The sequence below is a fragment of the Streptomyces spongiae genome, from assembly GCF_009377185.1.
GTDB lineage: Bacteria > Actinomycetota > Actinomycetes > Streptomycetales > Streptomycetaceae > Streptomyces > Streptomyces spongiae.
In genome coordinates this window covers 66,403-85,155 of the sequence record NZ_VJZC01000003.1, presented here as the reverse complement: position 1 = coordinate 85,155, position 18,753 = coordinate 66,403, and the positions used below count along the sequence as shown (strand labels likewise).

At 72.3% G+C, this 18,753-nt stretch carries 17 protein-coding genes and 1 pseudogene; 6 read left to right on the top strand and 12 right to left on the bottom strand.

Annotated elements, in window-relative coordinates:
• Positions 1 to 89 precede the first annotated feature (89 nt).
• From FNH08_RS01245 to pdxR, 3 genes are all read right to left on the bottom strand, one after another.
• The gene (locus tag FNH08_RS01245) at positions 90 to 1,427 is read right to left on the bottom strand and encodes a GNAT family N-acetyltransferase (RefSeq protein ID WP_152769344.1); all 1,338 of its coding nucleotides are present in this window, start codon (positions 1,425 to 1,427) and stop codon (positions 90 to 92) included.
• Positions 1,428 to 1,567: 140 nt separating this feature from the next.
• Complete coding sequence (locus FNH08_RS01240) at positions 1,568 to 3,163, bottom strand: alkaline phosphatase D family protein (RefSeq protein ID WP_152769343.1); 1,596 nt, start codon at positions 3,161 to 3,163, stop codon at positions 1,568 to 1,570.
• Positions 3,164 to 3,344: 181 nt separating this feature from the next.
• On the bottom strand, positions 3,345 to 4,802 hold the full coding sequence (gene pdxR / locus FNH08_RS01235) for a MocR-like pyridoxine biosynthesis transcription factor PdxR (RefSeq protein WP_152769342.1): 1,458 nt from the start codon (positions 4,800 to 4,802) through the stop codon (positions 3,345 to 3,347).
• 133 nt (positions 4,803 to 4,935) lie between these two features.
• Between pdxR and FNH08_RS53820 the strand changes: the two are divergent.
• The 4 genes and pseudogenes from FNH08_RS53820 to FNH08_RS01220 all read left to right on the top strand — a co-directional run.
• Positions 4,936 to 5,205: pseudogene (locus tag FNH08_RS53820) on the top strand (EamA family transporter); the annotation flags it as partial.
• Positions 5,197 to 5,790 carry a DMT family transporter gene (locus tag FNH08_RS53815; RefSeq protein ID WP_265579721.1) on the top strand — a complete coding sequence of 198 codons (594 nt, stop codon included), beginning with the start codon at positions 5,197 to 5,199 and terminating at the stop codon, positions 5,788 to 5,790. The pseudogene FNH08_RS53820 and the gene FNH08_RS53815, both read left to right, overlap by 9 nt.
• The gene (locus FNH08_RS01225) at positions 5,787 to 6,674 is read left to right on the top strand and encodes an RNA polymerase sigma-70 factor (RefSeq protein WP_322723438.1); all 888 of its coding nucleotides are present in this window, start codon (positions 5,787 to 5,789) and stop codon (positions 6,672 to 6,674) included. The genes FNH08_RS53815 and FNH08_RS01225 overlap by 4 nt, the downstream gene beginning before the upstream one ends.
• A 129-nt stretch (positions 6,675 to 6,803) precedes the next feature.
• Positions 6,804 to 7,565, top strand: coding sequence for a GntR family transcriptional regulator (locus FNH08_RS01220; protein ID WP_322723436.1), 762 nt, complete (start codon positions 6,804 to 6,806; stop codon positions 7,563 to 7,565).
• A gap of 113 nt (positions 7,566 to 7,678) precedes the next feature.
• Here the strand turns inward: FNH08_RS01220 and FNH08_RS01215 are convergent, their stop codons facing one another.
• The 3 genes from FNH08_RS01215 to FNH08_RS01205 form a co-directional block, all read right to left on the bottom strand.
• Positions 7,679 to 8,833: an ROK family transcriptional regulator gene (locus FNH08_RS01215; RefSeq protein WP_152769340.1), complete on the bottom strand. Its 1,155-nt coding sequence runs from the start codon at positions 8,831 to 8,833 to the stop codon at positions 7,679 to 7,681.
• A gap of 122 nt (positions 8,834 to 8,955) precedes the next feature.
• Positions 8,956 to 9,618, bottom strand: a complete 663-nt coding sequence (locus FNH08_RS01210; RefSeq protein WP_152769339.1) for a response regulator transcription factor — start codon at positions 9,616 to 9,618, stop codon at positions 8,956 to 8,958.
• A gap of 64 nt (positions 9,619 to 9,682) precedes the next feature.
• Positions 9,683 to 10,840, bottom strand: coding sequence for a sensor histidine kinase (locus FNH08_RS01205; protein WP_152769338.1), 1,158 nt, complete (start codon positions 10,838 to 10,840; stop codon positions 9,683 to 9,685).
• Positions 10,841 to 10,949: 109 nt separating this feature from the next.
• Between FNH08_RS01205 and FNH08_RS01200 the strand changes: the two genes are divergently transcribed.
• On the top strand, positions 10,950 to 11,879 hold the full coding sequence (locus FNH08_RS01200) for an ABC transporter ATP-binding protein (RefSeq protein ID WP_152769337.1): 930 nt from the start codon (positions 10,950 to 10,952) through the stop codon (positions 11,877 to 11,879).
• Positions 11,880 to 11,881: 2 nt separating this feature from the next.
• Positions 11,882 to 12,604, top strand: a complete 723-nt coding sequence (locus tag FNH08_RS01195) for an ABC transporter permease subunit (protein WP_152769336.1) — start codon at positions 11,882 to 11,884, stop codon at positions 12,602 to 12,604.
• A 29-nt stretch (positions 12,605 to 12,633) separates the two neighbouring features.
• Here the strand turns inward: FNH08_RS01195 and mug are convergent, their stop codons facing one another.
• The 6 genes from mug to FNH08_RS01160 form a co-directional block, all read right to left on the bottom strand.
• Positions 12,634 to 13,182 carry a G/U mismatch-specific DNA glycosylase gene (mug, locus tag FNH08_RS01190; RefSeq protein ID WP_152769347.1) on the bottom strand — a complete coding sequence of 183 codons (549 nt, stop codon included), beginning with the start codon at positions 13,180 to 13,182 and terminating at the stop codon, positions 12,634 to 12,636.
• Complete coding sequence (purB, locus tag FNH08_RS01185; protein WP_322723432.1) at positions 13,179 to 14,621, bottom strand: adenylosuccinate lyase; 1,443 nt, start codon at positions 14,619 to 14,621, stop codon at positions 13,179 to 13,181. Before purB ends, mug begins: the two co-directional genes overlap by 4 nt.
• Before the next feature lie 106 nt (positions 14,622 to 14,727).
• On the bottom strand, positions 14,728 to 15,510 hold the full coding sequence (locus FNH08_RS01180; RefSeq protein WP_152769335.1) for an SGNH/GDSL hydrolase family protein: 783 nt from the start codon (positions 15,508 to 15,510) through the stop codon (positions 14,728 to 14,730).
• A gap of 93 nt (positions 15,511 to 15,603) precedes the next feature.
• Positions 15,604 to 16,620, bottom strand: coding sequence for a hemolysin family protein (locus FNH08_RS01175; protein WP_152769334.1), 1,017 nt, complete (start codon positions 16,618 to 16,620; stop codon positions 15,604 to 15,606).
• Positions 16,617 to 17,993 (bottom strand): hemolysin family protein, encoded by a 1,377-nt coding sequence (locus tag FNH08_RS01170; protein ID WP_152769333.1) that lies wholly within the window; start codon positions 17,991 to 17,993, stop codon positions 16,617 to 16,619. The genes FNH08_RS01175 and FNH08_RS01170 overlap by 4 nt, the downstream gene beginning before the upstream one ends.
• A gap of 282 nt (positions 17,994 to 18,275) precedes the next feature.
• Complete coding sequence (locus FNH08_RS01160) at positions 18,276 to 18,695, bottom strand: GNAT family N-acetyltransferase (RefSeq protein WP_152769332.1); 420 nt, start codon at positions 18,693 to 18,695, stop codon at positions 18,276 to 18,278.
• Positions 18,696 to 18,753 lie beyond the last annotated feature (58 nt).

Here is an 18,753-nt window from a genome sequence, read left to right as displayed (position 1 = left end):
GTCCGGGGCGGAGCCCCGGGGATGGGACGGGTAGGGGCGGCGGGGGCGAGAATCCCACGGTCAGCCACCCCACCGCCGCACGCCCCGTACTAGTCCCGCGCCAACCACCCCTCGCTCCGCTCCCGCTCATACGGCAGACGGGCGGCAGCCACCGGCGTCGCGTCCAGGCGGGCGGTGATGACCAGAGTGCCCTCCTCGACCTGGTAGTCGACAGGGAGCCCCAACCCGCGCATCGCGGCGACCATCCCGGTGTTCGAGGACTGCGTGACGGCGTAGACACTGGAGCACCCGGCCTCGACCGCCATCGTCACCAGCCGGCCCAGCAACTCGCCGCCGATACCACGCCGCTGCCACGCGTCCTCGACCAGTAGCGCGACCTCCGTCTCGTCGCCGTCCCACAGCAGGTGGCCGAGACCGACGACCTTCCCCGAGGCGGTCTGCACGGCCAGGGTGCGGCCGAAGCGGGGGCTCAGCAGGTGGTTGAGGTAACGGTCGGCGTCACCCAGCGGACCGTGGTAGCGCATGCCCAGCGTGCGCGCCGAGCACCGCGCGTGCATCGCCTTCGCCGCGTCGAGGTCGTCCGTGTCGGCGCGCCGCACGGTGATGTCGCTGCCCTCCGACAGCGTCAGCACGTCCTGGCTGCGCGGGATCCGCGGACCCAGCCGGGCGTCCAGTTCCACCAGGGCCCTCGCCCGCGCGAACTCCGTCGGCGTGAACGGCAGATACGGCCGCTCCACCGTGATCACCCCGCCCTCCGGCGCCCGCAGCCGCATCACCGTGTCCTCCAGGGCGCCCTCGACCGGGACGCCGTCCTGGCCCCGGCCCGAGCCGGGCGCGGTGGCAGGGAGCGAGCGGATGGTGCACCGGCCCAGCAACTGGCGCAGGGCGAGCGGGAGCTCCGCCGCGTCCAGCGCCGTCCGCGTGGCGAGGCCCAGTACTCGCGTGGGCCCGTCGACGAGGTCGTGGGCGTCGGCCCGCTCGATCCACGTACTGGCGCCGCCCGCCTGCGAGACCGTGTGAGTGATCTCGTTCGCGGACAACTCCTCGGGCGAACGCAGCAGGAACTCGTCCACCGTGCCCTCGGCCAGCGGATGCGTCTGCAGGCTCAGGATGTCCACCCGGTGGCCGGCCAGTGCCGTGCACAGCGCGGCCAGCGAACCGGGTTCGTCCTTCACCGTCGTCCTCATCCGCCACAGCACCGACGCCTCGTCGTCGGCCGTGTCGGTGCCGGACGGCCCGGCCTGCTCCCCCTCGGGGAGCGGCCGGGCGCCGGTATCGTCCGCCGGTGGTGCGTGACCGTGGCGGCGTGACCACCACGAGTGGAACCCTGCCGTGAACAGCGCGGCGAGTTCGGCCGCTTTCCGCCGCCGGTGGTGTACGGGGCGGCCGTTCGCCGCCCGCCTCACATCAGATTCGTTCGAAGTCATGCAACCACTGTGAAGGTAGGGTGTTGCGTGATCGCGAACGCTTTGTGACTGATCGGTAAAGTGTCTTTCCTCACCTTTGTTGCTGTTTGTATAGTTGCCCGCTTTACTGCCTGGTTTTACCGGCCGGCTTACCGCCCGGCTTACTGCCCGACTCGTCCCGGCTGCAGCACCTTCGTGAACAGCACGGTCCCGTCCTGCTCGCGCAGCCGTACCGTCAGCTCCCCGCTGTCACCGTCGATGTCGACCTCGCCGAAGAACTGGTAGCCGCCGGCCGGTGAGACGTTCGAGGCGGTCGGCGCCTTCACGAACACCCGCTCCGGGCCGAACGTGTTGTCGAGGGCGCTCGCCGGGAACGCACCCGCGTTGAGCGGGCCGGACACGAACTCCCAGAACGGCTCGAAGTCGGTGAAGGCGGCCCGCGACGGCTGGTAGTGCTGGGCGGAGGTGTGGTGCACGTCGGCGGTCAGCCACACCGTGCCCGTGACCTTGCGGCGCTTGATGAACCGCAGCAGCTCCGCGATCTGCAGCTCACGGCCCAGCGGCGCGCCCGGGTCCCCCTGCGCCACGGCCTCGATGTTCTTCTTGCCCTCGGTCGTGTCGGGGACGACCAGGCCGAGCGGCATGTCGGCCGCGATCACCTTCCACACGGCACGCGACCGCGCCAGCTCGCGCTTCAGCCACTCCAACTGCTCGGCGCCGAGGATGCCCTGCGGGTCGGTGGTCTGGTTGTCCGGCGAGTTGGCGTTGCGGTACGTGCGCATGTCCAGCACGAACACGTCCAGCAGCGGGCCGTGGCGCAGCACGCGGTGGACGCGGCCGTCGCGCTCACCGGGCTGCAGCGTGGAGATCGGGTAGTACTCGCTGAACGCCCGCCGCGCACGCGCCGCCAGGACGTCGACGCTCTTCTCGGTGTACCGGGTGTCCGAGTCCGCGATCACCTGGCCCGGGTACCAGTTGTTGCGCACCTCGTGGTCGTCCCACTGGATGACCGACGGCACCCGGGCGTTGAAGTCCCTGAGGTTCTCGTCCAGCAGGTTGTAGCGGAAGTTGCCGCGGAACTCCGCCAGGGACTCGGCGACCTTGGACTTCTCCTCGGTGGTGACGTTCCGCCACACACTGCCGTCCGGAAGCGTCGCCGTCGCCGCGATCGGGCCGTCGGCGTAGATGTTGTCGCCGCTGCAGAGGAAGAAGTCCGGGTCCAGCGCGCCCATCGCGTCGAAGATGCGGTAGCCGCCGAGGTCCGGGTTGATGCCCCAGCCCTGTCCTGCCAGGTCGCCCGACCACACGAAGCGCACCCCGTCACAGCGCTTGTCGGATGTCGTACGGAACGTGCCCGTGACCGGCTCGCCGGTGCGGCGCGGGTCGTCCGGGTCGGCCAGCAGGACGCGGTAGTGGATCTGCTCGCCCGACGGCAGGCCGCGCAGCCGCGTCGTCCCGGTGAAGTCCGTGCCGGAGCCCAGCAGCGGGCCGTGCCATCTGGCCGGGTTGCGGAAGGACTCGGTGGCGGACGTCTCGACGATCATCCGGGCCGGCCGGTCGGAACGTACCCACACCAGGCCGGAGTGCGCGGTCACGTCCCCGGTCTGCACACCCCATCCGGCCTTCGGCCGCCCCGAAAGGGAGAACGCCGGTGCCGCACCCAGCGTGGCGGGCACGGCCAGGGCCGCCGACGCGGCGAGAGAGCCGCGCAGCACGCTGCGGCGGCCGGGCAGGGAGTTCGGCGAACGGTGTGACATGAATGCGCCTCCAGGGACGGATCCGGCCAATGTGCAACGCCACAACTACTGGTGCACCGAGGCGCACACGGAAACCACAAGTGAACAACTGGCCCAGGGAGAAAGGGAACCGGTGTACGGCTCCGGGCGCGTCGCATCCTCACACCGCGCCGGGCCCGTCTTCACACCGTGCCGGGCGTCCTCACACCGCGCCGGGGGCGACCGCGTGCGCCAACAGCCGCACACCCTCACGAATCCGCGCAGGCGACAGATGCGCGTACCCCAGTACCAACCGCACCCCGTCGTCCGGAACCCGCCCGTGGTCCGCGAGCGGACGCACCGAGACCCCGGCCGCCCCCGCACGCCCCACGAACCTCTCCAGCGGCCCGTACGCGTTGGGCAGTGCGGCGATGACGTGCAGCCCCGCCGCGATCCCGGACACCTCGGTGCCCGGCAGGTGCTCCTCCAGGGCGGACACGAGCGCGTCGCGCCGCTCCCGGTAGGCGCGCTGGCAGCGCCGCAACTGCCGGTCGTAGTCGCCCCGTTCGACGAAGCGGGCGAACACCGCCTGGTCGATCGTCGGATGGCCGAGGTCCATGGTCCGCTTCCGCTCCACGACCTCCTCGGCCAGCGCCCGGGGGACGAGCAGCCAGCCGAGCCGCAGCCCCGGGGCGAGGGACTTGCTGACGGACCCGGTGTACGCCACCCGCTCGGGGTCGAGGCCCTGGAGCGCCCCCACGGGCGCACGGTCGTAGCGGAAGTCCCCGTCGTAGTCGTCCTCGACGACCAGCCCGTCCACCGCGCGCGCCCAGTCGAGCAGTTCGGCCCGCCGGCGCGCCGAGTACGCGATCCCGGTCGGGAACTGGTGGGCGGGCGTGGTCACCACGACCCGTACGCCCGCCTCCCGCAGCGGACCGGTGGCCATTCCCTCCGCGTCCAGCGGCAGCGGTATGGTGCCGACGCCGGCCGCGGCGTACAGGGCGTCGTGCTGGGGGCTCCCCGGGTCCTCGACGCCGACGGTGCGCACCCCGCGCGCGTGGAGCACGAAACCGAGCAGGGCCGTCGCCTGGGCCACGCCCGAGACCACCACGATCCGTTCCGGGTCCGCGACCACACCCCGGCGCCGCGCGAGCAGTTCCGCGAGCGCCGTACGCAGCCGGGGCAGCCCGCGTGGATCCGGGTAGCCCAGCGCGTGGTGCGGGAGTTCGGCGAGCACTCCGCGCTGTGCGGCCGCCCAGGCGGCGCGTGGGAACAGCGAGAGATCCGGTGTCCCGGGGAGGAAGTCGGCGCGGGCGCCGGGGGAGCGCGGTGCGAGGTCACGTGCGCGGGGGCGTGCGGACCGTACCGCGTCCCCCACCCAGGTGCCCGCGCCCCGGTCGCTGCGCAGATACCCCTCGGCGGTCAGCTGCTCGTACGCCTCCGTCACCAGCCCCCTCGACACACCGAGATCGGCGGCCAGTTCACGGCTGGACGGCAACCGCGTGCCGGGCGCGAGCCGTCCCGTGCGGACCGCCTCGCGCAGCGCCGCCTGCAACGTGCGCCCACGCGCGCGTGCCGGCGCGGAGGCGGCCGGCAGGAGCAGCTCCCACGCGGCCGTCCATGGAGCGGAATCCGCCGGCGGACCGTGCGCCTCGCCCGAACTGGTCCCCGATGACGTCATGAAAGTGGACCTTAAACCGGACCGCTTCCCTTCATAGCGTCACCGCCATGAACGCCACGACCACCCGCGGACCCTCCTCACCGCCCTCGCCTGCGTCCTCGTCGGCGCCTCCTTCACCGCCAACAGCGTCCTCGGCGACTACCCGTACGCGGGCGGCCAGTTCCTGCGCTACGGCCTCGCCTGCCTGTTGCTCCTCCCGCTGGTCGGCCGCGGCGGCACGGCACCCCTGCGGCGGCTGACCCCACGTCAGTGGGCGAGACTGGCGCTGCTCGCGGCCGTTGGCATGGTCGGGTTCAACCTCGCGGTGATCGCCGCCGAGCGCACCGCGGAACCCGCCGTACCAGGTGTCTTCGTGGGCTGTGCGCCCGTGGTCGTCGCCGTGGCCGTCCCCCTCATGGAGGGACGTCGTCCACAGCGGCTCGTCCTGTACGGCGCGTCACTCGTCGCGGCGGGCGCGTTCACCGTCCAGGGGTGGGGCCGTACCGACGGCGCCGGAATCGCCTTCTCCCTGTGCGCGCTGGCAGGGGAGGTCGGCTTCGCGGTGCTCGCCGTGCCGGTGCTGCGACCGCTCGGGCCACGACTGCTGTCGGCCACGGTGTGCGGGATCGCCGCGGTCGAGTCGGCGGCGGCCGGTGTCCTCACCGACGGCACCGCCTGGCTGCGCACGCCCGACACGACCGAGACGGCCGCGCTGCTGTGGCAGGCGGCGGTCGTCACCGTCATCGGCTTCGTCTGCTGGTACATGGGCATGGAGCGCATCGGCGCGGAGCGCGCCACGCTCTTCTCCGGCCTGATCCCGGTGGCCGCCGCCTGCACCGCCCCACTCGTCGGCACGGGCTCGTACGGCATGGCGCAGGCACTCGGCAGCGCCCTGGTCGGCGCGGGGGTCGCCCTGGGGTCCAGGGCCCCCGCACGTTCCGCGCCCGATCCCTTGGTGGTGGACTCGCCTGGACAGGGCGGCACCCGTCGGTTGGGATGGAGAGCGTGACCACCGACACCGCGACCGAGGTCTTCGAAGAGCACCGTCCCGTCCTGATGGGCGTCGCCTATCGCATGCTCGGGCGGGTGGCCGACGCGGAGGACGTGGTCCAGGAGGCATGGTTGCGCTGGTCCGGCGCCGACCGCTCGGAGGTGCGCGAACCGCGCGGCTACCTCGTCCGGGTCACCACCCGGCTCGCCATCGACCGGCTGCGCCACGTGAAGTCGCGCAACGAGGCGTACGTCGGCCCCTGGCTGCCCGAGCCGTACGTCACCGACTTCGCGGACACCGTCCCGGACGCCGCCGAACGGGCCGTGCTCGCCGACTCCGTCTCGCTGGCCGTCCTCGTGGTGCTGGAATCCCTGTCACCCCTGGAGCGCGCGGTCTTCGTCCTCCGCGAGGCATTCGGCTACCCGTACGCCGACATCGCGGCCGTCCTCGACCGCAGCGAGGCGGCCGTGCGCCAACTCGCCGGCCGGGCCCGCAGGCACGTGGACGAGCGGCGGCCGCGCTACGAGGTGGACCCGGCCGAGCGCCGCGAGATGACCGAGCGGTTCCTCGCCGCGGCGGCGGAGGGCGACCTGGAGGGCCTCATGTCGCTGCTGGCCCCCGACGTCCGCCTGATGGGCGACAGCGGCGGCCTCGCCAAGGCGCCCGTTCGGGTCCTGGAATCGGCCGACAAGGTGGGGCGGTTCGTGCACGGCGCGGCCCGGAAGGGCGTACCGGACGCGTCGTTCCGCTTCATGGAGATCAACGGTGCCGTCGCGGCGGTCGTCCTGTCCGGCGACAAGGTCGACAGCGTGTTCCAACTCGACGTCGCGGACGGCCGCATTCAGTGGGTCTACATCATGCGCAACCCGGAGAAGTTGCTGTCCCTGCCGCTCGACCGGTGACCGCCGCGTACGAGGATTGGTCTTGACCAAGGGTGGGGCCCGCCTTATGGTCGCAGAGAAAGTGCAACAACCTTTAATAAACAAGGGCGCCAAAACGCCGCCGGGCCACGGCGAAACGCGGAGGACAGGGTGGGGACCACGCAGCTGGAAACGGTGCCGGAGCCGAAGTACTGGCATCTCAAGACCGTGCTCAGTGAGGCATTGGACTCCGAGTTCTCGGTGGGCGAGATCCTGCCCAACGAACGTGACCTCGCCGCCCGGTTCGGAGTGGCACGTGCCACTCTCCGCCAGGCATTGGAGCAGCTCGAACTGGAGGGCCGGCTGCAGCGCCGCCGCGGCGTCGGTACCACGGTCGCCCCGCCGCGCATGGGCGTGGCCGTCGGAACCGAGGAGCAGACCTGGCCGGGCGCGGCCGACGACGCCTGGCAGCCCGCCGACTGCGCGATGGCGCCCCCGCCCCCGGCGGTGGCCCACATCCTCGAGTCCGTCCACGGCGAGCAGGTGCACACCGTGCGCCGCTCCCGGGTGAGCCGCGGCCAGCCCGTGGCCGCCGAGCTGCTCTACGTGCCGGCGTCCTCCGTGGCCGCTCTCCCCGCCATAGACACACCCTCCGTCACGGCCCGCGCGCGTGCGGTGCTGCGCGAGCTCCAGCACCTGGAGCTGGAGGGCCAGGACCGTGCGGTGGAGCTCGGCTCGGCCAGCGCGGAGGACGCCAAGGAGCTCGACCGGCTGCCCGGCGCCCCCGTCCTCGTCGTCACGACCCGCTTCTTCGCCGGGGGACGCACGGCGGCGGTCTCCGTGGCCACCTACCGCGCCGACACCTGCCGGCTGACCTTCGGCGCCTCCGGCGGCGTCGAGATCCACCACGGCCAGGAGCGCCGCGCTTCCTGACCCCGCGCCCCGATAGGGGCGCGGGGCTGTGTCGATATGCGGCTCCGCCGCGTGGGCGCGCTCAGCCACACACAGCCCGCAGCCGCAATGTCACGGTCACACAGACGGCGCTCTCAGCGGAGCGCCCCCGTACTCCCCACCGCGAACAGTTCCTCCTCCACATGGTCCAGCGCCAGCCGCAGCGCCCCCGTGGCGACGGCCGCCTCGCCCAGCCTCGACAGCGTCACCCTGGGCGGGCGGAGGCAGCAGCGAGCCAACTCGTGGCGCAGGGGATCGAGCATGTCGTCCAGGCCGGGCGCCCAGCCGCCGATGACCACCAGCTCGGGGTCCAGGGCCAGGACGAGCGCCGCCACGTCGTGGACGAGCCGCTCGGTGAAGCGGTCGAAAGCGGCGCGGGCCCGTTCGTCGCCCTCGCGCGCGTGCGCGAGAATCTCGACGACCGCCTTCTCGTCCAGCGGGTGCAAGGGCTTGTCCGTGGTCGACAGCAGCGCCTCGGGCGTGGCGCCGCGTCCCATCAGATGGAGCGCGCCGATCTCCCCGGCCGCACCGCCGTACCCCCGGTGCAGCCGCCCGCCGATCAGCGAACCGGCGCCGGGGCTCAGCCCCGCCAGCACGAACACCACGTCGTCGGAGTCGACGGCCGCGCCCTTCCAGTGTTCGGCGACCGCCGCCGCGTTGGCGTCGTTCTCGACCAGCACCGGGCACTTGAAGGAACGGCTGAGCCGCTCGCCCAGATTCAGGCCCGTCCACCCGGGAAGCGCCGTGCACAGCCGTACCGTGCCGTCTGCCTCGACGATCCCGGGGCTGCCCACGCCGACCGCGCGCAGTGAGCCGCGGGAGACGCCCACGCGGCGCAGCAGTTCCGCGACCGTCGTGCGCAGCCGCTCCAGCCGTTCGTCCGCGGGTGCCTTCTCGGCGACGTCCTTGGACATCGTGCCCAGCACCCGGCCGTCCAGGTCCGCGAGGAGCGCCGTCACCCGGTGGGCGCCGATGTCCAGGCCCAGCAGATGACCGGCCTCCGCCCGGAACCGGAACCGCCGCGCGGGCCGCCCCTGCCGCCGTGCCGCGCCCTCCTCGGCCGCCTGCTCCACGACGAGCCCGGTTTCGACCAGCCCCTCGACCACGCCCTCGACCGTCGGCCGGGACAGGCCGGTCACCCGGGTGATCTCGGTCAGCGTGGCATGCTCCGTGGCGCGCAGCGCGTGCAGCACCACGGCCGAATTGATCCTCCGCAGCAACGAGGGATCCCCGCCGGTCAGCTGCCCCAACGTCCGTCCTCCCAGCTCGTGCGCGTATGGGGCCGGATGGTACTCGTCCTGGCCGAACGCGGCGAGAGCCTCGCGGTCCCGATCCGTGGGCGGGCGCGGACCGGCTGAGCGCGGGCGCCCCGTCAGCCCGGGGCCACGAACCCCGACTCGTACGCCGCGATCACGGCCTGGGTACGGTCACGGGCGCCGAGCTTCGCGAGGACGGAGCTCACGTGCGACTTCACCGTCTCCGTGCCGACGACCAGCCGCCCGGCGATCTCCGCGTTGGACAGCCCACGGGCCATCAGCCGCAGCACCTCAGCCTCCCGCCCCGTCAGCGCGGCCCGCTCCATGGCCACCCGCGCCTCCCGGTTCCCGCCACCGTCGCCGTACTCGGCGGCCAGCTGCCGCACCGACGCCGGGAACAGCAGCGACTCGCCCTCGGCCACCAGCCGCACCGCGTGCACGATCTCGGCCGGCCGCGCCCGCTTCAGCAGGAACCCGTCGGCGCCCGCCCGTAGCGCCTCGTACACGTACTCGTCGTTCTCGAACGTCGTCACCACGAGGATCTTCGGAGGCTCCGGCACCGTCCGCAGCACCGCGCGCGTGGCCTCGATACCGTCCAGCAGCGGCATGCGGACGTCCATCGCCACGACGTCCGGCCGCAGCTGCCGCACCAGGGGGATCACCGCCGCCCCGTCGGCCGCCTCCCCGACGACCTCGATGTCGGACTGCGCCTCCAGCACGGCGCGCAGCCCCGCGCGAACGAGGGGCTCGTCATCGACGAGCAGGACGGTGACCGGCATCCGGCCAGCCTAGATCAACAGTGCGGTACGGGGGTCGGCTTCCAGCCCGCGCGGCCCCCGCCGGTCAGCGCAGCGGTAACTCGACCTGCACCTGCCAGTCGCCCCGGTCCGGGCCCGTGTGCGCCCGGCCGCCGAGCAGCGCCGCGCGCTCCCGTATCCCGCGCAGGCCGCTGCCCCGCCCCGGCCCGGGTATCTCCGCCGTCAGAGGATTACGGACCTCCAGGCCGAGGGAGCCGTCCGCGACCGCGACACGGACCTGGACGGGCACGCTCCCGGCGTGCCGCAGCACATTCGTGAGCGACTCCTGGAGGATGCGGTACCCCTCGCGGGAGACAGGGCCGGGCACCGTCTCCAGGGGCCCGGACAGCTCGGCGTCGACCTTGGCACCCGAGGCCCGCGCCGACTCCAGCAGCCGGTCGGCCTCGGTCAGGGTCGGGCGGCTGCTCACCGGGCGGTTCGCCTCGCGCAGGACGCCGAGCACCCGCTCCAGGTCCTCCAGCGCGGCCCGGCCGGTGTCCTCGATGGCGCCCAGGGCCCGGTCGGTGAACTCCGGGTCGCCCGCGGCCCGCGCCGCGCCCGCCTGCACCACCGCCACGGTCAGCGCGTGCCCGATGGAGTCGTGCAACTCCCGGGCGATGCGGTTGCGCTCCAGGAGCTGATCGGTGCGCTCCTCCAGGGCGGCGAGCCGCTCGGCCGCGGACGGTCCGAGGAGGCGGCGCGCGATGGCCGTGATCAGCTCGCCGAGACCGACGACCAGGCCGTACAGGGCGAGCAGGGGGAGTGGTGCGAGGAGGCCGTACGCCCAGTGCGGCTGCGTGATGTGGTTGAGCAGCGGGTTGTCGTACGGCACGCGCCCGAACGCCGCCCCCGTCAGGTCGTAGGCGAGAACCGGCCCCCAGACGGTGCTGAACATGGCCACCGCGCCCAGGGCCATACGGACTTCCAGCCACAGCACCGTGCGCAGCCGATCGCGCCACGTCGCCGACTGCGCCGTGGAGATCCCCGAGTCCCGCTCACCCGGCACCAGCAGCAAGTGCGCCTGCACGCCCTCGCCGTGCCGCACGGCCGGGATCAACCCGACCGGAAGCACCACCAGCGCGGGCACCCACGGCTTCGAGATGTCGATGAACATCCACACGCTGACGAACAGCATCGGCACCCACAGGTGCAACCAGCGTGTGTACGTCGTCCCCCGGAGCAGCGGGCGCAGGAAGCGGGCCATTGGGACATCGTGCCAGCGGCCACTGACAACGGACCTCCCCCGAGCGGGGGAGACGGTCTCCGCGCGCGGGGGAGGCACCGGGCCCGTTCCCACGGCCAGGCTGTGTGCCATGACCAGCATCGACGTACAGGACCTCACCAAGGAGTTCGGCAGCAAGCGCGCGGTGGACCACCTGACCTTCAGCGTGCTCCCCGGCCGCGTCACGGGCTTCCTCGGCCCGAACGGCGCCGGGAAGTCCACCACCCTGCGCCTGGTCCTCGGCCTGGACCGCCCGACCTCCGGCACCGCCACGGTCGGCGGCCGCGCCTACGCCACGCTCGACGAACCCCTGCGCCATGTGGGCGCCCTGCTCGACGCGCAGGCGCCGCACGGTTCGCGGACCGCCCGCGACCATCTGCGGGCGCTCGCGGTCAGCAACCGCATCGGGCCCGGCCGCGTCGACGAGGTGCTGGAGGAGACCGGACTGGCCTCGGTCGCGCGGCGCCGCGTGAAGACGTATTCCCTGGGGATGCGCCAGCGCCTTGGCATCGCGGCCGCCCTGCTCGGTGACCCGCCCGTGGTGCTGCTCGACGAGCCGTCCAACGGTCTGGACCCCGAAGGCATCATCTGGATCCGTGAGGTGCTGCGCCGCCTCGCCCGCGAGGGCCGCACCGTCCTCGTCTCCAGCCACCTCATGAACGAGACCGCGTCCTTCGCCGACCACTTGGTCGTCCTGGGCCGTGGCCGGCTGCTCGCCGACACCCCCATGCGGGACTTCATCGAGGCGCGCGTGGAGCCCCGCGTGCGGATGCGCACGACGGACGGCCCGGCGCTGCGGGGGCTCCTCGCGCGGCACGGTTACGAGGCGAGCGAGGACGACGAGGGGCGGTGGACGGTGCACCGGGCGCGTGTGGAGGACATCGGCACCCTCGCCTCCGGCGCGGGCCTGCCGATCCTGGAACTCGCCGCCGAGGAGGGCACATTGGAGCAGGCCTACCTCGATCTGACGGCCTCGGAAGCCGAGTTCACCACGACCCCCGTCCAGCCTCAGGAGGCCTGACCATGGCGTTCGCACCCGTCCTCCACTCCGAGTGGATCAAGATCCGTACCCTGCGGTCGATGCTCTGGGCGCTCGGCGCGATCGTCCTCGCCACCACCGCGTTCTCCGCGCTCGCCGGACTCGACCCCGAGGGCGGGGACTTCGACCCGCTGTTCACGGCGTTCTTCGGGGTGAGCTTCGGACAGGTCGCGGCGGTCGCCTTCGGCGCGACGGCCGTCTCGTCCGAGTTCCAGAACGGCGCCCTGCGCGTCTCGCTGTCCGCGGTGCCCCAGCGGGGCCGGTGGTTCGCGGCCAAGGCGGTCGCGGTCGGCGTACCGGCCCTGGCCGTCGGTCTGGTCACGGGCTTCGTGACCCTGACCGTGGGCAGGGCGGTTCTCGGGGACAAGGCGAACGGGATCACCTGGACCGAGAGTGTGCGCGGAGTCGTCGGCTGTGCCGTCTACCTCGCGCTGATGGCCCTGTTCGCGACCGGACTCGCGGCCGTGCTGCGCAGCGGTGCCGCCACCCTCGGCATCCTGATCCCGTTCCTGATCCTCGTGTCCTTCGTGGTCGGGGACGCGTCGGGCGGCGTCGCCGACTTCCTGCCCGACAAGGCGGGACAGGCGGTCCTCCACCAGACGACCGAGGGGTCGCTGGGGCCCTGGAGCGGGCTGGCGGTGACCGCGTGCTGGACGGCGGCGGCGCTGCTGGCGGGAGCCTGGAGCGTACGGCGCCGGGACGCGTGACCTCTGGGACACAGCGCTGCTCCTCCCCGCTAGGCGAGCGCCGCCGCCTCCCGCAACCGCCCGAACTCCTCCGCCATCGTCGCCGCCGTCCAGTGCGCGTTCAGCCCACTGGGATTGGGCAGCGCCCAGACCCGCGTGTCGCCGATCCGGCGATCCTGCGGACCGATGGCGGCCTTGCGGTCGTCGAACGCCGCCCTGTACGCGGTCACCCCCACCACGGCCAGCCAGCGCGGCCGCAGCCGCTCGACCTTGGCGGTGAGCAGGCGTCCGCCCTCCGCGTACTCCTCGGCGGTCAGTTCGTCGGCCCGGGCGGTCGCCCGTGCCACCACGTTCGTGATCCCGAGCCCGTACGCCGGCAACTCGCCTTGCTCGGACGGTTTCATGAGTCGCGGTGTGAACCCGGACAGGTGCAGCACCGGCCAGAAGCGATTGCCGGGGCGGGCGAAGTGGTGGCCCGTCGCGGCCGTCATCAACCCCGGATTGATGCCGCAGAACAGCACATGGAGACCGTCCGCGACGACATCCGGTACGAGACGGTCGCGGGCGGCCTCCAGTTCCGCGGCGGTGAACCGCGTCAGAGGATCGCCCCCGGGGCGTAGCCCGCGGCCTCGGGGCGCTGCTTCACGATCTCCTCGATCCGCCCGACGACCACGGCGACCTGGTCGGCGGCGGCGCCCGTGAAGGACAGCTTGTCGGCCATCAGCGCGTCGAGCCCCGCCCGGTCCAGCGGGATGCGCTCGTCCGCCGCCAGCTTGTCGAGCAGTTCGTTGCGCTCGGCGCCCTGCTCGCGCATCGCGAGGGCCGAGGCGACGGCGTTCTCCTTGATGGCCTCGTGCGCGAGCTCGCGGCCCACGCCCGCGCGCACCGCGCCCATCAGCACCTTGGTGGTGGCGAGGAACGGCAGGTAGCGGTCCAGCTCCCGCGCCACGACCGCCGGGAACGCGCCGAACTCGTCGAGCACCGTCAGGAACGTCTCCAGCAGCCCGTCCAGCGCGAAGAACGCGTCCGGCAGCGCGACCCGGCGCACCACCGAGCAGGACACGTCGCCCTCGTTCCACTGGTCGCCGGCCAGCTCACCGGTCATCGAGGCGTAGCCGCGCAGGATCACCATCAGCCCGTTGACGCGCTCGCAGGAGCGGGTGTTCATCTTGTGGGGCATGGCCGACGAGCCCACCTGGCCCGGCTTGAAGCCCTCCGTCACCAGCTCGTGCCCGGCCATCAGCCGGATCGTCTTGGCCAGCGAGGACGGCGCGCCCGCCAACTGCACCAGCGCGGTCACGACCTCGTAGTCCAGCGACCGCGGGTAGACCTGGCCCACCGACGTGAAGGCCTGGGTGAAGCCGAGGTGCTGAGCGATCCGCTGCTCCAGCTCGGCCAGCTTCGACGCGTCCCCGCCCAGCAGGTCCAGCATGTCCTGCGCCGTACCCACCGGGCCCTTGACGCCACGCAGCGGGTAGCGGCCGAGCAGCTCCTCGACCCGCCCGTACGCCACGAGGAGCTCGTCGGCGGCGGTCGCGAAGCGCTTGCCCAGGGTGGTGGCCTGCGCGGCCACGTTGTGCGAGCGGCCGGCCATGACCAGCTCGCCGTACTCGCCCGCCAGCTTCCCGAGCCGCGCCAGCACGGCCACCGTACGGTCGCGCACCAGCTCCAGGGAGAGCCGGATCTGCAGCTGCTCCACGTTCTCGGTGAGGTCGCGGGACGTCATGCCCTTGTGGACGTGCTCGTGCCCGGCGAGGTCGTTGAACTCCTCGATCCGCGCCTTCACGTCGTGCCGCGTGACCTTCTCACGCTCGGCGATGGAGGCCAGGTCGACCTGGTCGAGCACCCGCTCGTAGTCGGCGAGTGCCGCGTCCGGCACCTCGATCCCCAGGTCCTTCTGGGCCCGCAGTACGGCCAGCCAGAGTTGCCGCTCCAGCCTCACCTTCTGCTCGGGCGACCAGAGCGTGGCGAGCTCGGCGGAGGCGTACCGTCCGGCGAGGACGTTCGGGATGCGGGGCTTGGCTGGCGCAGAAGTCACGTGCACGGATTCTACTGGCGATTCGTGCAGGCCAGGGCGGCGGGGTTCTTCATAGGAAGCTACGAAGCAGCCTCCGGGCCGCTCGGTGAGGTATACGGACCCTTCTCTACGCCGCCGGACCCTCGTACGGCAGCAACTCGGGACGCTTCGCGGGGCGCCCGTCACCCGAAGAGCGTCCCGTCAGGCGGCGGCCGATCCACGGCAGGAGGTACTGCCGGGCGAAGCGGACGTCGGCGGTTCGCCGGGCGACCCAGGCGGGCGGTGCCGTGACCGGCGGTGGCGTGCGCCAGTCGGCGTCCTCCGGCTCGTGGCCGAGGGCCTGCCAGACCGCCTCCGCGACCCGCCGGTGGCCGTCGGCCGTGAGGTGCAGCCGGTCCACGTCCCACAGCCGGGGATCACTCAGCGAAGGTGCTCCGTACAGGTCGACGACCACCGCGCCGTGCCGGGCCGCCAGCTCGTCGACACAGGTGAACAGCTCCTCCATACGCGGCCGGAACCGCTCCAGCACCGGGCCCTGACGGCCGGGGCTGCGCATCAGGACGAGCTGCTCGCAGGACGGGGCGAGCTTCTCGACGGCCTCCGTGAGGAGCCCGCGCACCCGCCCCATGTCGCACTTCGGCCGCAGTGTGTCGTTGAGGCCGCCGACCAGGGTGATCACGTCCGCCCCCATCGCGGCCGCCGTGTCCACCTGCTCGTCGACGATCTGCCCGATGAGCTTCCCGCGCACGGCCAGGTTGGCGTACCGGAAGCCGGGCGCCCGCGCGGCCATACGTGCCGCGAGGAGATCCGCCCAGCCCCGGTACGAACCGTCGGGCAAGAGGTCCGACATGCCCTCGGTGAAGGAGTCGCCGACCGCGACAAGACTGGTGTACGTGGGGTTCTTCTGCATGGCGACAGAGATGGTATCCCGTGCACATACCCGGCGGTCGGTCGGCCTCCATGTCCCACGAAAGCCCTACGAAATCCGACAGTGCCCGCGGACTCAGGCGGCCGGCTGTCCGAACAGCTCCCGCAGTACGTCCTCCATGGTCACCAGCCCCGCGAGCCGGCCGTCCGAGCCCAGCACGGCCGCCACGTGGGTACGGCTGCGCCGCATCGCCGTGAGCACGTCGTCGAGCGGTGTGCTCTCCCGCACTCGGGCGATCGGCCGCATGTCCTTCACCGGGAAGGGCACGTCTCGCGGTGCCGCGTCCAGCGCGTCCTTCACATGCAGGTAGCCGACGATACGGCGTCCCTCGTCCACCACGGGGAAGCGGGAGAACCCGGTCTCGGCGGACAGCCGCTCCAGCTCCTCCGGGGTGACCCCCACGCGCGCGTAGACGACGCGTTCCAGCGGCAGGGCGACGTCCAGGACGGCTGTGCGGCCGAGCTCCAGCGCGTCGTGCAGCCGCTCCTGTGCCCGGTCGTCGATGAGTCCCGCCTCGCTGGAGTCCTGCACGAGACGGGCGAGCCCGGCGTCCGAGAAGGTCGCGGTGACCTCGTCCTTCGTCTCGATCCGCATGAGCTTCAGCAGCGCGTTCGCGAAGGCGTTGATCGTGAAGATCACCGGACGCAGCGCCCGGGCCAGCGTCACCAGCGGCGGCCCCAGCAGCAGGGCGCTGCGCACGGGCTCCGCGAGGGCGACGTTCTTCGGCACCATCTCGCCGAGCAGCATGTGCAGATACGTGGCCAGCGTCAGCGCGATCACGAACGACACCACGTGCCCGGCGCCCTCCGAGAGGCCGACCGCGTGGAACACCGGCTCCAGCAGATGCGCGATCGCGGGCTCCGCGACCACACCGAGGACCAGCGTGCACAGGGTGATGCCGAGCTGCGCGGCCGCCATCAGCGCGGACACGTGCCGCAGGCCCCACAGCACACTGCGGGCCCGGCGGTCGCCCTGGTCGGCGTGCGGTTCGATCTGGCTGCGTCGCACGGAGATCAGCGCGAACTCCGCGCCCACGAAGAAGGCGTTGACGACCAGCGTCGCGAAACCGATCAGCAACTGGACGAAGGTCATCGCTGCCCCTCCTCATGGGCGGAGCCGCCGGAACGGCCGGAGTCGTCGAAGTGGTCGGAGTCGTCCGACACGACCGGCGCGTGCATCAGCACCCGAGCGGCCCGGCGCCCGGAGGCGTCCACCACGTCGAGCCGCCACCCGGCCGCCTCGACGCGGTCGCCCACGGCCGGTATACGGCCCAGTTCGGCCGCGACGAGACCCGCGAGCGTCTCGTACGGCCCGTCCGGCACCCGCAGCCCCACGCTCACGAGCTGGTCGATCCGGGCCGAGCCGTCGGCCGAGTACAGGGCACGGCCCTCGTCGTCGGTACCCGCCGGCGCCAGGTCGGGCGGCTCGTGCGGATCGTGCTCGTCGCGGACCTGGCCGACGACCTCCTCGACGATGTCCTCCAGGGTGACGACGCCCGCGGTGCCCCCGTACTCGTCGATGACGACGGCCATCGTGCGCTTGCCGCCCAACCGGTCCAGGAGCCGGTCGACGGTCAGCGACTCCGGGACGAAGAGCGGCTCGCGCAGCAACTCGGCCACGGAAGTCTGGAGACGGCGCTCGGCCGGTACGGCCACGCAGTCCTTGATGTGGACCGTGCCGACGACCGAGTCGAGGGTGCCGCGGTAGACCGGGAAGCGGGACAGGCCGGTGGCCCGGGTCGCGTTCGCCACGTCCTCGCAGCTCGTCTGGGCCTCCAGGGCGACGACCTGGACGCGCGGGGTCATCACGTTCTCCGCGGTCAGGTCGGCGAGGTTCAGGGTGCGCACGAACAGCTCGGCGGTGTCCGCTTCAAGAGCGCCCTCCCGGGCGGAGTGCCGGGCCAGGGCGGCCAGTTCCTGAGGGCCGCGCGCGGAGGCCAGTTCCTCGGCGGGTTCGATGCCGAAGCGGCGCACGAGACGGTTCGCCGTGTTGTTGAGGTGCGTGATGAAAGGGCGGAACGCGGAGCTGAACCAGCGCTGCGGGGTCGCCACCTTCTTCGCCACGGCGAGCGGGGACGAGATCGCCCAGTTCTTGGGCACCAGCTCGCCGACCACCATCAGGAACACCGTCGACAGGGCCGTGCCGATGACCAGCGCGATCGAGCCCGACGCGGAACTCGGCACGCCCATGGACTCCAGGGGGCCCGAGATCATCCGGGCGATGGACGGCTCGGCGAGCATGCCGACCACCAGGTTGGTGACGGTGATGCCGAGCTGGGCCCCGGACAGCTGGAACGTCAGGTTCCGAGCGGCCTTGAGGGCACCGGCGGCGCCCCGCTCGCCGCGCTCGACGGCCCGCTCCAGCTCACTGCGCTCGACCGTGGTCAGCGAGAACTCGGCCGCGACGAAGGCGCCGCAGATCAGACACAGCAGCACCGCCACCATGAGGAGGAGCACTTCGGTCATCGGTTCACCCCCATCCCATGGTCCGGCAGAGGCGGACGGCTCGCGCGACGTCGCAGGTCACGCGTCCTGGAGGGCCGACTACTGGGAGGCTCGCCCATGGGCGGACGCTCACAACCTTTCCGTACAGGTGGGGATGGTCCACCCATGGTAAAGGACCGGCAAAGTCGCTGGCGCCGTCCAGCCGATCACTCTCCCAGTGGCTTCACCCACCTTTGCCACTTCTCCTCGGGCGCGTACCCCGCCGAGCGCCACGCATGAGGCGCGAAGCTGCCCCATCTGTTCCTACAAGGGCTTGACCCAGCGCCGCCAGTGGTCCTCGCGGTGGTAGCCGGCCGCGGCCCAGGTGTGGTGGGCCTGTTCGTTGGCTTCCAGGACCATGGCGTCGACGCGTCGCCCGCCGAGGGCGGCGAAGCGTTGTTCGGCTGCTTCCAGCAGGGCGGTGGCGATGCCTTGTCGGCGGTGGTCGGGGTGTACGGCGAGCCGGTAGGCGGAGCATCGCCATCCGTCGAAGCCGGCTATGACGGTTCCGGTGAGGACGCCGTCGCGCTCGGCGAGGAGCAGGGCTTCGGGGTCTCGTGTGATGAGGCGGGCCACTCCGTCGTGGTCGTCGCTGATGCTGGTTCCTTCTGCGGCTTCGCGCCAGAACCGGAGCACGGTGTCGATGTCCGCGAGGGTGGCGCAGCGGATGTGGAGATCACTCATGGGGTGAGCCAAGCAGAGCGCTCGTCTGTCTGGCGAACGGTTTCCGCGCCGAGGAATC

What these genes read in the sequence shown, in the direction of transcription:
- FNH08_RS01245 (WP_152769344.1), bottom strand. Translation starts at nt 1,427, where the DNA reads ATGACTTCGAACGAATCTGATGTGAGGCGGGCGGCGAACGGCCGCCCC.
- FNH08_RS01240 (WP_152769343.1), bottom strand. Translation starts at nt 3,163, where the DNA reads ATGTCACACCGTTCGCCGAACTCCCTGCCCGGCCGCCGCAGCGTGCTG.
- pdxR (WP_152769342.1), bottom strand. Translation starts at nt 4,802, where the DNA reads ATGACGTCATCGGGGACCAGTTCGGGCGAGGCGCACGGTCCGCCGGCG.
- FNH08_RS53815 (WP_265579721.1), top strand. Translation starts at nt 5,197, where the DNA reads ATGGAGGGACGTCGTCCACAGCGGCTCGTCCTGTACGGCGCGTCACTC.
- FNH08_RS01210 (WP_152769339.1), bottom strand. Translation starts at nt 9,618, where the DNA reads ATGCCGGTCACCGTCCTGCTCGTCGATGACGAGCCCCTCGTTCGCGCG.
- FNH08_RS01205 (WP_152769338.1), bottom strand. Translation starts at nt 10,840, where the DNA reads ATGGCCCGCTTCCTGCGCCCGCTGCTCCGGGGGACGACGTACACACGC.
- FNH08_RS01200 (WP_152769337.1), top strand. Translation starts at nt 10,950, where the DNA reads ATGACCAGCATCGACGTACAGGACCTCACCAAGGAGTTCGGCAGCAAG.
- FNH08_RS01195 (WP_152769336.1), top strand. Translation starts at nt 11,882, where the DNA reads ATGGCGTTCGCACCCGTCCTCCACTCCGAGTGGATCAAGATCCGTACC.
- FNH08_RS01180 (WP_152769335.1), bottom strand. Translation starts at nt 15,510, where the DNA reads ATGCAGAAGAACCCCACGTACACCAGTCTTGTCGCGGTCGGCGACTCC.
- FNH08_RS01175 (WP_152769334.1), bottom strand. Translation starts at nt 16,620, where the DNA reads ATGACCTTCGTCCAGTTGCTGATCGGTTTCGCGACGCTGGTCGTCAAC.
- FNH08_RS01170 (WP_152769333.1), bottom strand. Translation starts at nt 17,993, where the DNA reads ATGACCGAAGTGCTCCTCCTCATGGTGGCGGTGCTGCTGTGTCTGATC.
- FNH08_RS01160 (WP_152769332.1), bottom strand. Translation starts at nt 18,695, where the DNA reads ATGAGTGATCTCCACATCCGCTGCGCCACCCTCGCGGACATCGACACC.